Below are 13,512 nucleotides of genomic sequence, written 5' to 3' on the forward strand. Positions count from 1 at the left end.
ACCTATTTAAGAACAAGACCCGGCAGCAATTCAAAGTGCTGCAGCATCCTTTGCGCCTCTCATCCGGCGCGGGCGCTGCAGGAGGAGACCATCATGACAGAACTCAGCCAGGACCAGCAGACCGCCCTCGAAGCCGCGGCCTTCCGGCGGCTCGTTGCGCATCTGCGCGAACGCAGCGACGTCCAGAATATCGACCTGATGAACCTTGCCGGCTTCTGCCGCAATTGTCTTTCCAACTGGTATCGCGAGGCTGCCGAGGCCTCCGGCATAGAGATGAGCAAGGAGGAATCGCGCGAGATCATCTACGGCATGCCGTATGACGAATGGCGTGCGCGGCACCAGTCGGACGCATCCGCCGAGCAGAAGGCCGCCTTCGAGCGCAACCGCCCGAAAGAATAGCAATCCTCGCGATGCCGCTCGCGCGGGAAACGCGATGGCAATGTAAGGTCGCATCGCCCTTTTTCGGGGATCCTGCTCCGGGAAATAGCGCCGTTGTTGCGCAATCGCCCTTGACCTCGGCGGCTGTTCGCGGCAGGTCACAGCACCCACGAAATTCAATTCCCCATAAAAGGAGAAGACCATGTCGGATGCTCACGGCGTCGCACGCGACCAGCTTCGTGCTTTCATCGAACGGATCGAACGGCTGGAAGAGGAAAAGAAGACTATCGCGGACGATATCAAGGATGTCTACGGCGAGGCCAAGGCAATGGGCTTCGATACCAAGATCCTGCGCAAGGTCATTTCCATCCGCAAGCAGGATCATGACGAGCGCATGGAACAGGAAGCAATCCTCGACACCTACCTGCAGGCGCTGGGCATGGTTCCGGCAGCCGAAGACGCCGCATAAGCTCCTCTGACGGATCCCCAACGAAAAACCCGCCGACGCGTCGGCGGGTTTTTCCGTTTTCTCGAGTATAGTGGCGATCAGTTGGTGCTGAACTTCTTTACTTCCATGAAGTTCACTGCGTTGCCACTGAAGCGTGCCGTATCGACAGTGCGTACACCACTCGTGAAGCCGGCAGCATAGACCGTCGTCGGCGCGGCACGAAGCGTCTTGCTGACAAAGCGCGGCGCCTTGACCGGCTTCGAAAGAGTGGCGACGCGACCGGTCGAGAGCGCCCATTCCGAAATGATCTTCTGCGTGAGCTTCGGCTCGGTGCGGACAGACGAGCGGCTGGCCGCCTCGGCATCCTGCTTCTTCGGCCGGCTGCCCTTTGCCGATACCTCGCCCTCAGTGTCGAAGGCGCTGTCGAAGATCAATTCCTTCGAGCTCGTGTCCGACCGGGGCGCATAGGCTGCCATTTCGATCGGCTGAGCGGCTGGTTCAGGTTCCGTCGTCGGCGCCGCAAGCGCCACACGCGTCTCCGCCTGGGCAGCCGTGTCACGCGGCGCCTCGGCGGAGGCGACGACCGGACGATCCGCGAAAGCCGGGATGGCAACCTCTGCCTCGGCAACGGCCGCAAGCGCAGCCTCTCCGGCTGGGCGCATCGCCGGGACCGGCACGAAACCGAGCGCCTGAGCATCCCCTGTTGCGGCATCAGTGGACGCCACCAGCGTTCCGTTGGCAATCATCTCGTTCATATCACGGCGGTCGAGCATCTGCGGAACCGGCACCTTCAACGTGCTGAGATCCGCAAATTCCGATGGCACGGCCGGCGTCTGCTGCATGGCCGCGGCCAACGCCTCCTGGGCGTTGTTTTGCGCAGGCGCGACGAGTGCGACCGCGACGCCGCCATTGGCCGGCGCATCCTTGAAGGCCGGGCGAACGGTCGGAACCGGTGCGTTGATGTTCTGCTGTTCCTCCGAGGTCTGGCCGGCGACCGAGCCTGCGACACCCGGAAGCGCTTCCTGCCCAGCCGGAGCAGATGCGGTCTGAGCCGTGGCCGGAGCCTCGCCCTCGCCGTCGTCAGCCGCGCCGGCCGCGATTGCTTCTGGTTCTTCATCCTCGTCGCCGCCACCGCCGAAGAGCATGGCGAAGAGATTGCCGCTACGCTTGCCACTGGCAGCGTCGCCCGGTCCCTTGGCGCCGCCGCCGGCAACCTCGATAGCCGTCGCGCCGACGCGCCGCTTGTAATCTGCGACCGCCTGCTGATAGCCCGGCAACGGCTTGCCGTCAGACGGCACGTGCATGGTCTTGCCGTCCGGGAAGAGACGAGCGAGCTCGTTGCGGGTCATGCGCGGCCAGGCGCGCACGCCGCCGACGTCCATATGGACGAAGGGAGAGCCGGAGGTCGGATAATAGCCGACGCCACCCACCTGGAACTTCATGCCGATTTCGCGGAGTGTCTTGAGCTTCACGTCGGGCAGGTAGAAGTCCATCGCCTTGCCGAGCATGTGCTGGCTCTTCTTGGCGACACCCTTGGAGCGGGACCGAAGCATGCTGTTGGTGGCCGGAGAGCGATAAGCGGAAACGACGTGAATATAGTCGCGCGAACCGCTCCTTTGGTAGACCTCCCAGACGAGATCAAGAAGCCGCGGATCCATCCTGGTTGGCTCGTTGCGCCGCCAGTCGCGCAGGAAACGGTTTATCTCCTGCAATCCCCTCGAATCGTAGCGGCCGTTGCGCTTGAAGGTGATCTGCGCCTTTTCCTTGGTATGAATGAAATAAAGCTTCAAGGTCCGGGTCTGGCCGGCCGCTTCGACGGGAGGTGCCATGCCGGGTGTGACGAGGGACGATGCCAATGCGATCGAGGCAAGAACTTGTGGTCCCTTGCGGGCAATCGCCGAGCAGACTCTGCGCGCCAAGAAGCCGAGTGGCTTCTTCAAACCGAACAAATTTGGCATTCAATCCCCGCCTGCCGGACAACCGTGCTTCGCTGTCTCACTTGACTGTCAAATAAGGTGACAGCATGGCAATTATGCCACAGTAGTCACCGCCCCTTATAATATAGTGAACAGTTGACTAACAAGGTCTAAACGGCGGTGACGCAATTGTGCGGGCAATGAGTTGGGAATGCGTCGAAATTATGCGGCCTCACGCAGCGGATCGTCGGGGTCGATGCCGTAATCCTTGAGTTTTCGATAGAGCGTCGAGCGTCCGATACCGAGTTTTCGCGCGACTTGGCTCATCTGCCCACGGTAGAACTTCAAGGCAAAACGAATCAGTTCCTCCTCGACCTCGGCCAGCTTGCGTACATCGCCACCCTCATCGACGCTGGCGATGGCGTTCTCCAGGCGGTTGTCCGTTGCAGCCTCCCGGGAGGCCGGTTGCTCCGCAACCTTCAAATCGGCACGCGCGCCGGAAGCGTATTCGCCAACCATCGGAGCACGTTCCGGCCCGGCCTCGCCCCAGGAGAAGCCGGAACGGTCCGCGACGACGTAGCCGGGGATCTGGGTCGCGATCTGCGGAAAATCCTTGACCGTGAGCTCGTTGCCCTCCGCAAGCACCACCGCGCGGAAAATGGCGTTCTCGAGCTGGCGGATATTGCCCGGCCAATCGTAGGCCGTCAGCAGCGCCATTGCACCGTTCGACACGGTCAGCGGCTGGTTGAGCCTCTGCTCGGCGGCAAAGCGCTCGACGAAGGCGCGCACCAGCACCGGAATGTCTTCCTTGCGCCGGCGCAGGGCCGGAATGGTGATCGGGAAGACATTGAGGCGATAATAAAGATCTTCCCGGAACCGCCCTTCGCGCACCTCGTTGATGAGGTCCTTGTTGGTGGCCGAGATCAGCCGGACGTTGACCTTCTGCGGATGACGTGCGCCGACAGTCTCTATCTCGCCCTGCTGAACGGCGCGCAGGAGCTTGACCTGAACGTCAAGCGGTAGATCGCCGATCTCGTCGAGGAAGAGCGTCCCCCCATCCGCGTCGACGAATTTGCCGGTGTGCTTTTCGGTTGCGCCGGTGAAGGCGCCCTTCTCGTGGCCGAACAGGATGCTTTCGACGAGATTGTGCGGTATCGCGCCGCAATTGACGGTGACGAACGGCTTGCCGGCCCGGTCGCTCGCCGATTGGATCGCGCGCGCCACCATCTCCTTGCCGACGCCGGATTCGCCTTCAAGCACGATCGGAATATTGGACTGCGCGGCACGGCGGGCAAGATCGATGACCCGGATCATCGCCGGGCTCGCCGAAACGATGTCGGCAAACCCGACCGCGCCCCCGCGCGACCGGCGCGACGTCTTCACCTTGCCATCGCGGTGCGCCATTTTCAGCGCATTGCCGATCGCGACCGCGAGCCGCTCCGGCGACACCGGCTTGACGAGGAAGTCGAAGGCACCGGCCTGCATCGCATGGACGACCGTTTCGATGCCGCCTTGCCCGGTCTGGACGATCACGGGCGTATCGACGCCGCGTTCGGCAAGCGCTTCGAGGAAGCCATGGCCGTTCATCTCGGGCATCAGGAGGTCGAGCAGGATGACATCGATGATACCGCCCTTGCGCACCAGCAGTTCGAGGCCACTGCGCCCGTTGTCGGCGAGATGCGCGACGTGGCCCAGCCGTTCGATCATGTTCGTCAGCAACCGACGCTGGACCGGATCATCATCGATGACAAGAATATGTGATGTCACGAAAGCCTCCTGCTTAGGACACGCGGTACTCTTTGGCCAACCTCATGTGCCAAATCATGCCAGCTATTCGTGCCATAAAGGGCTGAACATCATGTTTTGAGAAAAGCTTGCATTTTATCCATCGGCGGCGATAGCAATGGGGCCCATATCGCCTGCTGCTTCCGCCACGAACACGGGAAATCCGAAGATGCCTCGATCCGCTCGAAACCCCGCCTTTTCTGCTGCTCAATCCGCGCTTCGTGCGACGGCCGGTCAGGCGCATGGTGCTGCCGCCGACCTCGGCGACCTGCCGTCCTGGCGGCTGGAAGATCTTTACGCCTCCGCCACGTCGGAGGCATTCCGCGCCGACATGGCGAAGGCGGAAGCCGACGCGATCGCCTTCGAAAACAAATGGAAAGGCAAGCTGACGGAGGCCGCCGGCAAAACCGGCGACGAGGGGATCGGCGCGGCGGTGAAGGAGTTCGAGGCGCTCGAGGAGTTGATGGGACGGATCGCCTCCTTTGCGGGCCTCACCTATTTCTCCGACACGTCCAATCCGGCGAACGGCAAGCTTTACGGCGACGTCCAGTCGAAGCTCACCGACATGTCGGCACATCTCCTGTTCTTCTCGCTGGAGCTCAATCGCATCGATGACGGTATCATCGATGCGGCGCTGACAAAGGACAGCCTCGCGGCACACTACAAGCCCTGGATCCTCGACCTGCGCAAGGACAAGCCCTTTCAGCTTGAAGACAAGCTGGAGCAGCTTTTCCTCGAAAAGTCGATGACCGGCGCGGCAGCCTTCAACAGGCTGTTCGACGAAACAGTCGCGGCACTCACCTTCAATGTTGATGGCGAGGCACTGCCGCTCGAGGTTACGTTGAATCTCCTGCAGGACCCCTCAGCGGAAACGCGCAGGAAAGCGGCAATGGCGCTCGCCGAAACCTTCAAGGCGAACATCCGCACCTTCACGCTGGTTACCAATACGCTTGCCAAGGACAAGGAAATCTCCGACCGCTGGCGCGGCTTCGCGGATATCGCCGACAGCCGCCATCTCGCCAATCGTGTCGAACGCGAGGTGGTGGACGCGCTGGCCGCCGCGGTGAAGGCAGCCTATCCGCGCCTCTCGCATCGCTACTACGCCATGAAGGCGAAATGGCTCGGCATGGAGCAGATGGACTTCTGGGATCGCAACGCTCCGCTCCCTGAGACGCCCAACGCCGTCATTCCCTGGGACGAGGCAAAGGACACGGTGCTCTCGGCCTATCACGCCTTCGCTCCGGAAATGGCGACGATCGCCCGCCGCTTCTTCGATGACCGCTGGATCGACGCACCCGTCAGGCGCGGCAAGGCGCCTGGCGCCTTCGCCCATCCGACGGTTCCCTCCGTCCATCCCTACGTGCTCGTCAACTATATGGGCAAGCCGCGGGACGTGATGACGCTCGCCCACGAGCTCGGCCACGGCGTGCATCAGGTGCTCGCCGGCGCTCAGGGTGCGCTGATGGCTTCGACGCCGCTGACGCTTGCCGAAACCGCCTCCGTCTTCGGCGAGATGCTGACCTTCCGCGCGCTCCTCGACCGGACCAAGGACAAGCGCGAGCGCAAGGCGATGCTCGCGCAGAAGGTGGAGGATATGATCAACACGGTCGTGCGTCAGATCGCCTTCTACGAATTCGAGCGCAAGGTCCACACTGCCCGCAAGGACGGCGAACTGACCGCCGACGACCTCGGCGACATGTGGCTTTCGGTTCAGACGGAAAGTCTCGGTCCCGCGATCCGGATTTCCGAAGGCTACGAGACCTATTGGGCCTATATCCCGCACTTCATCCACTCGCCCTTCTATGTCTATGCCTACGCCTTCGGCGATTGCCTCGTGAACTCGCTCTACGCCGTCTACCAAAAGGCCGAAAAGGGCTTCCAGGAGAAGTATTTCGAGCTCCTGAAGGCCGGTGGAACCAAGCATCATTCCGAACTGCTGGCGCCCTTCGGCCTCAATGCCACCGATCCGTCGTTCTGGGCGCAGGGACTGTCGATGATTGAGGGGCTGATCGACGAGTTGGAGGCGCTTGATAAGGCAGCCTGAGCCGGCGGGCGTATGCCCCAGCGGCTGATGTTGAACGGACGACGACCAGCTTGATGATCGAGAATGCGCCCTATGTCCTTTTCCGGGACGACAGCGAGAACCGGACGACGGTTTTCGCGGAGCCCTTGCGCGTCGTCACGGCGCGCACGCGAGCGGAATTCCGGCGCGGCCTCGCGGAAATCGAGAGCGCTCATCGGGCCGGAAAGTGGCTCGCCGGCTACATGGCCTATGAGGCCGGCCACCTCTTCGAAGAGAAGCTCACCCTCTTTGCCGAGGAGAACCGGGAAACGCCGCTGATGTCCTTCGGCATCTTCGACGCGCCGGCGGAGGATCATCCACTCGGCGAACCGCAGCGACGAACGGAAAACGAGCCCTTCCTCCTGGAGCCTCGCGCCGGCTGGGACTTTCCCGCCTACCGCGCGCGGTTCGAACGCCTGCACCAGCACCTGCGCCAGGGAGACTGCTATCAGGCAAACCTGACGATGCCGATCCATGCACGCTGGTCAGGCGACCCGCGCGCAGCCTTCTGGTCGCTAATCGAGCGCCAGCCGGTGAAATACGGGGCGCTGGTAGCGCTTGACGGCCCGGTTCTTCTCTCGCGCTCACCGGAACTGTTCTTTTACGTCGACGCCGACGGCTGGATCGAAACGCATCCGATGAAGGGCACGGCGCCGCGCGGCGCGACGGCCGAAGAGGACGCGGCGATTGTCGCCGCGATGCGGGCAGACGAAAAGACCCAGGCCGAAAACCGGATGATCGTCGACCTCTTGCGCAACGACATCTCCCGCGTGACCACGGTCGGAACGTTGGACGTCCCAAAACTCTTCGATATCGAAACCTATCCGACCGTTCATCAGATGGTGAGCCACGTCAGGGCCAAGCTCCGGCCCGACACCGGCATTGCCGACATTTTTGCTGCTCTCTTTCCGTGCGGTTCCATCACCGGTGCCCCCAAGATCCGGGCGATGGAAATCCTGCATGAGCTGGAAAGCGGGCCGCGCGACGCCTATTGCGGCGCCATCGGCTTCATCGCCCCGAACGGGGTCATGCGGTTCAACGTGGCGATCCGGACAATTTCTTTGTTTTCGGATGGCCTAGCAGTTTTCAATGTCGGCGGCGGCATCGTCTTCGATTCAAGGGCCGAGGCCGAATATGACGAATGCCTGTTGAAGGCGCGATTCGCCGTCGGCGACGCCGAGATCGTCCGATGACGGATTTTTCGCTGATCGAGACGCTGCGCTTCGAGCCGGAGACCGGCTTCGTCCGGCTGCCGCTGCATCTCGCGCGGTTGACGCGCTCGGCGCGGCGGCTTGGCTTTGCCGGCGCAGATGCTGCGGACGCCCATCTGAACGAAGCCGTGCGCGGTGCGGCAGGTCCGCTGCGGGTCCGCCTGACGCTTGACCGCCAGGGTACCATCGCCGTCACCACCGCTCCCTTTACCCCCATTCCCGACGATACCGTCTGGCGCGCGCGGATTGCTGCCGCAAGGCTCGATTCCGGCAACCGGCTGCTTCGGTTCAAGACGACACGGCGCGAAATCTTCGAGGCTGCGCGCAGCGAGTTCTCGCCGGCGGAGGCCGACGAGATCATCCTGCTCAATGAGAAGGGCGAGGTTTGCGAAGGCACGATAACCTCCGTCTTCCTCGATGACGGAAGCGGCATCCTCAAAACGCCGCCGATCGCCTGCGGCCTGCTTGCCGGGGTGCTGCGCACCGAACTCATCTGCCAGCGCCGCGCGCGCGTTTCTCGTCTCTCGCCTGCCGATCTTGAAGGTGGGAACCTCTATCTCGGCAATTCGCTACGAGGTCTGGTCCGGGCGACACTCGGGGTCTGAGCCTGCGAGCGTATAACGCTTCACGCGGTCGCGCCCCTCGCGCTTGGCAAGATAGAGGGCCTCGTCCGCGCGGGCATAGATGTCGTTGACGGTGTCGCCGTCGCGGTATTCCGCAAGCCCCACCGAGCAGGTGTAGTAGAACTCCGGGATGTTCGAAAGCGGGCGGGCAGTGCGCACCTTGTCCAGCACCCGGTCGAGGATGAGATGGCTCTCGCTGACCGTCGTGTCGGGCAGGATCAGCATGAACTCCTCGCCGCCGATCCGGCCGAAACAATCTGAACGGCGTACGATCCCCTGCATCTGGCGAGCGAAATCCAGCAGCACTTCGTCGCCGCGCTGGTGGCCATAGCGATCGTTGATCGCCTTGAAATAGTCGATGTCGATGATCGCCACGCAACCCCACATGTCCGGATTGCCGGTGCAGTTCACGATGAAGTCGTTAAGTCTGTCCATCGTGTAGCGCCGGTTCGGCACGCTGGTGAGCTCGTCCACCTGCGACGCACGCACCGCAAAATCGCGGTCCTGCCGTAGCTCGCGTTCCTCGGCGCGAATCGAGGTGATATCGACGGCGATGCAGAGCATGCAGCCGGTGGCATCGACCGTCTCGGTCATCCACAGCCAGCGGCCATCATGAAGGTCGGTTTCGAGCGCACGAAACGGTACCTTTCCCCGCCGATGGACCGTGGCCGCGATCCAGGCCTCGATGTCGTCCGTCTTCACCACCGTTCCCTTGCCGCAGGCATAGTTGCGCCGCATCAGATCGGACCAGGTCGGAAAGTCGTCGGGTGCGAGATTGTAGGCGGCGCGAAAGGCATCATTGGCAAAACACAAACGGTCATGCTGATCATAAAGCGCGATCAATACGGGTGATCGAGCCTGCAATGCCATCAAGGTCTGGAGATGGTCGCCAGTCACGGTCAATCTCAATCCCTCCGGGCAGACGTATTACAGCACCGCGCGTCCGATCGGACGCGCAAAGATCGCTGTAGCACTTTGATTTGCTGCATGATTTTGTCCTTAAATCGATTCCGATTTAAGCAATCATGCAGTAGGAAATGCAATTACAACAAGAATATTCAAGTGCAAGAGCTATAACACGAATCGCTTGTGGCCGAATGCCCGCCATGCCAATGGAAGGAAAATATGGTTAAGCGGCGAAGTCTTCCGGTTCCTCTGCATGAAACACACCCCCTACGACGGTTCGTCAAAACCCTTCACGATCGGCCTCGTCCAGCTCGATCCCGACCGGTGGATTGAACCGGACGATGCGCTTGAATTCTATCTCGACGAAAAGGCGCGACTGCTCGCCTCCATGCGCGAGGGCATTTTCATTGCCGAGCCGGGGACGGAGCCTGCGCAGGACGAACTCCTGAACGTGCTCACCGAATACCTGCCCAACCGATATCCGGCACTCTACCGGCGCGAGGGCGATGCCATGGTCGTCGGTGGCCGCCGGGTGGTGCTTGCCGGCGATGCCGCTCTCGTCACCGCCGGCTCTCTGGTCCAGGACGACCTTGCGATCATGGAGCGCAAGGATGGTGATTGGCGACTTGCCGCGGGTTATGTCGCCTTTCCGTCCTCCTGGTCGCTCGCGGAGAAATTCGGCAAGGCGATGCACGCGATTCATGCGCCTGTTCCCGGCTTCGGCGAAGGCACGCGCAATGCCGAACTCATCACCCGCATGTTCGACAATCTTTCGCCCGGACGTTTCGTCGAACGCTTCAACTGGGCGATCAACGTCGATGGCGCGCTGCATCTGCCGAAGTCGAAATCCGAAGGAGTCGATGCCAAGGCGGTGTCGCTTTCCGAAGACGACACCTTCATCCGGATCGAGCGCCAGACGCTTCGCAAACTGCCGGAGACCGGCACGATCGTCTTCACGATCCGCATCTATTCCGACCCGCTCGCCGCCCTCAGACGCCGACCGGATGCGGCAGCGCTTGCCCGGTCCTTTGTTGCCCAACTGCGCGAATTGACGCTGCCGCAGGCAGCCTACAAGGGTCTTGTGAGCAAGCGGGAGGCCCTGATCGCGGCGTTGCTGGCGATTGCCGGTTAAGTAAAGTCGCACGGCGCGGTTGACGCGACCGCCCTTTATTGTGACAGGAAACTATGCTCTAGAGCATCCGCTTTCAGCGATTTCCCCTGAAAGCGGGCAAGAAGCTCTCGAACTGCAGTGCTTCAGCGCCTCGGCGCCTTCATCGGACGCGCGGGCGCTTTTGGCTTGAACAGAGAGTCAAACGCCCGTTTTCCGCGCATTTCAACCAACCTCACAGGGATGTATCCTCAGGAGAAGACCAAAATGGCAGATACCAATTATCCGGTTTATGGCGAGATTACCGGCCCGATCGTCATGATCGGCTTCGGTTCGATCGGCCACGGCACCTTGCCGCTGATCGAACGCCACTTCAAATACGACAAGAACCGGTTGATTGTGGTCGAACCGCGCGAAGACGCCAAGGACACGGAGATTTTCGAGCGCCACGGCGTGCGTCACGTCAAGGCTTACGTGACCAAGGACAACTACAAGGAACTCTTGAAGCCGCTGCTGACCGAGGGCGGCGGACAGGGCTTCTGCGTCAACCTCTCCGTCGACACGTCCTCGCTCGATCTCATGAAGCTCTGCCGCAAGCTCGATGTCCTCTACATCGACACGGTCGTGGAGCCCTGGCTCGGCTTCTACTTCAACCCCGAAATGGACAACGCCGCACGCACCAACTATGCGCTGCGCGAGACGGTTCGTAAGGAAAAGCAGAAGAATCCGGGCGGCACCACGGCGGTTTCGACCTGCGGCGCCAACCCGGGCATGGTCTCCTGGTTCGTCAAGAAGGCGCTCCTCAACCTCGCCGACGACCTCGGCCTGAAATATGAGGAGCCGCATCAGGACGACCGCGAAGGCTGGGCGAAGCTGATGAAGAAGGCGGGCGTCAAGGGCATCCATATCGCCGAGCGCGACACGCAGCGCAGCAAGAATCCCAAGCCGCTCGACGTCTTCTGGAACACCTGGTCGGTCGAAGGCTTCATTTCCGAAGGCCTGCAGCCGGCGGAACTCGGCTGGGGCACGCACGAAAACTGGATGCCGAAGAACGCCAGGAAGCACAAGAAGGGCTGCCAGGCGGCGATCTATCTGGAGCAGCCGGGCGCAAACACGCGCGTGCGCACCTGGTGCCCGACGCCCGGCCCGCAGTACGGCTTCCTCGTCACCCACAACGAGTCGATCTCGATTGCCGACTTCTTCACCGTTCGTGACAAGGACGGCGAAGTCACCTACCGCCCGACCTGCCACTATGCCTACCATCCCAACAACGACGCCGTGCTCTCGCTGCACGAGATGTTCGGCAATGGCGGCAACGCGCAGCCGGTGCACCACGTTCTCGACGAGAACGAACTCGTTGATGGCATCGATGAACTCGGCGTCCTGCTCTACGGTCACGACAAGAACGCCTATTGGTACGGTTCGCGCCTGTCGCTGGAAGAAACCCGACGCATCGCGCCCTATCAGAATGCCACCGGCCTGCAGGTGACGAGCGCCGTTCTGGCCGGCATGGTCTGGGCCCTCGAGAACCCGAAGGTCGGCATCGTCGAAGCCGACGAGATGGACTACAAGCGCTGCCTGGAAGTGCAGCTTCCCTATCTCGGCCCGGTCGAAGGCCACTACACCGACTGGACGCCGCTTGAGGGTCGTCCGGGCCTGTTCCCGGAAGACCTCGACACCAAGGATCCGTGGCAGTTCCGGAACATCCTGTTCCGCTAAGACTCGCGGCATATAAGCTGCAGAATCCGGCCCGGAGCAGCACCGCTTCGGGCCTTTTCATTTGAGTGACAAGGTTGCACGAGAGGCGCGAAACCAACCGTCCCGGAAGAGGGAACAGCGCTCTAAGATCTTAGAATCGATCAGGTTTACGACCTGGTGCGAGGGCTACCAAAATCGCCGGGATTTCGGTGACGGTCTTGCTTTCAACTCATGATCGCGGCATGGTTTCGCGCACCGAACGAAACCGCCAAAGCAAGACGCGGGAGAAAACGCCAATGAAGCCTTTCGCCATTCCGACCCTTCTGGCCGCCGCGGCAACGCTGGCATCATGCCAGTCGTCGCCACGGGAATTGGGCGGGCCACCGCCGCGCCAGGCGGCCGGCGTCGAGGGCGCCTGGGTCGATCCGAACGGCATCGTTTCCACTTTCGCCGGCGGGACGTTCTCGACACGCACCACCGACACCAACCAGCTGCTTGCTTCCGGCAACTACGTGAATGTCAGCCCGACGCTCGTCGAAATCAGCATGACGTCGCTGGTGCGCAACACCCAGTCGAAGGTCAACTGCGCGCTCGTTACGCAGACACAGCTGAACTGCACCACCGATTCCGGCGCCCAATTCTCTCTTACGCGCCGCGGCTGAAGCGGATGAGCGAGGCGACAAACACCCCTGCCGACATCCTGGCGATATGACGAGGGCCCGCTCAAACGCGGGCCTTTTGTGATGTCGGAGAATGAAAACCTTCGTTCCATTTCGAGAGGACGATGCTGAAATCCTACACAGGAAGCTGCCATTGCGGTGCGGTTCGCTTCGAAGCCGATCTGGACATCAGTGCCGGCACCGGAAAGTGCAATTGCTCGATTTGCACCAAGATGCGCCTGTGGTCTGTTCGCGTGAGGCCGGAAGCCTTTCGTCTCATCGAAGGCGAGAGCGAACTGACGGATTTCCAGGGGAAGAACAAGGTCGCCCATCACCTCTTCTGCAAGCATTGCGGCATGCACCCTTTTGAGCGCATCGGTCTCCCGAACATGACGGGCGCTCCGTACCTCAACATCAATGTCGCATGTCTCGACGGCGTCGACGTCGACGAGCTGATGGCGGCACCGGTCACCTATTACGATGGCCGCAACGACAATTGGGGAGAGGCCCGCCGAAGTCCGGCATCTGTAGACCGGGGCGATCGGCTTCATAACCCCTGGATCCGCTCACTCGGCAGCCGGCTTAACCCTAGTTGGAATCCGGCGAAGGAAGGTCGGCTTTAGCGCTTGAAGTCGGCGGCAACTGATGAAAACATCCGGCACGCCACCTCGGTCAGGGGATCGAGCATTTCCGCGCGGTTTGCAATTGATCGGAAATC

The 13,512-nt window shown here is 61.6% G+C and carries 12 protein-coding genes; 9 read left to right on the top strand and 3 right to left on the bottom strand.

Going from position 1 to position 13,512, the window contains the following annotated elements; all coding sequences use genetic code 11:
* Positions 1-93 precede the first annotated feature (93 nt).
* On the top strand, positions 94-399 hold the full coding sequence (locus QA637_RS14155) for a DUF1244 domain-containing protein (protein WP_153439351.1): 306 nt from the start codon (positions 94-96) through the stop codon (positions 397-399).
* Positions 400-580: 181 nt separating this feature from the next.
* Positions 581-847: a DUF2312 domain-containing protein gene (locus QA637_RS14160; protein ID WP_136508132.1), complete on the top strand. Its 267-nt coding sequence runs from the start codon at positions 581-583 to the stop codon at positions 845-847.
* 77 nt (positions 848-924) lie between these two features.
* On the opposite strand, the gene QA637_RS14165 is transcribed toward QA637_RS14160, so the two are convergent.
* Positions 925-2,784, bottom strand: coding sequence for a peptidoglycan L,D-endopeptidase MepK (locus QA637_RS14165; RefSeq protein WP_153439353.1), 1,860 nt, complete (start codon positions 2,782-2,784; stop codon positions 925-927).
* 180 nt (positions 2,785-2,964) lie between these two features.
* Entirely contained in the window at positions 2,965-4,509 is a 1,545-nt protein-coding gene (locus QA637_RS14170) for a sigma-54-dependent transcriptional regulator (RefSeq protein WP_184108577.1), read from the bottom strand.
* Between the two features lie 187 nt (positions 4,510-4,696).
* On the opposite strand from QA637_RS14170, the gene QA637_RS14175 reads away from it, so the two are divergent.
* Genes QA637_RS14175 through QA637_RS14185 form a run of 3 tightly spaced genes read left to right on the top strand, consistent with a single transcriptional unit; the run spans position 4,697 to position 8,405 of the window.
* Entirely contained in the window at positions 4,697-6,571 is a 1,875-nt protein-coding gene (locus tag QA637_RS14175; protein ID WP_153439355.1) for a M3 family oligoendopeptidase, read from the top strand.
* Positions 6,572-6,624: 53 nt separating this feature from the next.
* Positions 6,625-7,782, top strand: a complete 1,158-nt coding sequence (locus QA637_RS14180) for an aminodeoxychorismate synthase component I (protein ID WP_153439357.1) — start codon at positions 6,625-6,627, stop codon at positions 7,780-7,782.
* A complete protein-coding gene (locus QA637_RS14185) occupies positions 7,779-8,405 on the top strand; it encodes an aminotransferase class IV family protein (protein WP_153439360.1) in 627 nt (208 codons plus the stop codon). The genes QA637_RS14180 and QA637_RS14185 overlap by 4 nt, the downstream gene beginning before the upstream one ends.
* Here the strand turns inward: QA637_RS14185 and QA637_RS14190 are convergent.
* The gene (locus QA637_RS14190; RefSeq protein WP_184108592.1) at positions 8,370-9,320 is read right to left on the bottom strand and encodes a GGDEF domain-containing protein; all 951 of its coding nucleotides are present in this window, start codon (positions 9,318-9,320) and stop codon (positions 8,370-8,372) included. The genes QA637_RS14185 and QA637_RS14190 overlap by 36 nt on opposite strands.
* A gap of 262 nt (positions 9,321-9,582) precedes the next feature.
* On the opposite strand from QA637_RS14190, the gene QA637_RS14195 reads away from it, so the two are divergent.
* The 4 genes from QA637_RS14195 (at position 9,583) to QA637_RS14210 (ending at position 13,417) form a co-directional block, all read left to right on the top strand.
* Positions 9,583-10,461 (top strand): heme-dependent oxidative N-demethylase family protein, encoded by an 879-nt coding sequence (locus tag QA637_RS14195; protein ID WP_153439363.1) that lies wholly within the window; start codon positions 9,583-9,585, stop codon positions 10,459-10,461.
* A gap of 243 nt (positions 10,462-10,704) precedes the next feature.
* On the top strand, positions 10,705-12,156 hold the full coding sequence (locus QA637_RS14200; RefSeq protein ID WP_153439365.1) for a homospermidine synthase: 1,452 nt from the start codon (positions 10,705-10,707) through the stop codon (positions 12,154-12,156).
* Positions 12,157-12,431: 275 nt separating this feature from the next.
* On the top strand, positions 12,432-12,797 hold the full coding sequence (gene omp10 / locus QA637_RS14205) for an outer membrane lipoprotein Omp10 (protein WP_153439367.1): 366 nt from the start codon (positions 12,432-12,434) through the stop codon (positions 12,795-12,797).
* A gap of 122 nt (positions 12,798-12,919) precedes the next feature.
* Positions 12,920-13,417 carry a GFA family protein gene (locus QA637_RS14210; RefSeq protein WP_283061878.1) on the top strand — a complete coding sequence of 166 codons (498 nt, stop codon included), beginning with the start codon at positions 12,920-12,922 and terminating at the stop codon, positions 13,415-13,417.
* Positions 13,418-13,512: the final 95 nt, after the last annotated feature.

The organism is Sinorhizobium terangae (genome assembly GCF_029714365.1).
Taxonomy (GTDB): domain Bacteria; phylum Pseudomonadota; class Alphaproteobacteria; order Rhizobiales; family Rhizobiaceae; genus Sinorhizobium; species Sinorhizobium terangae.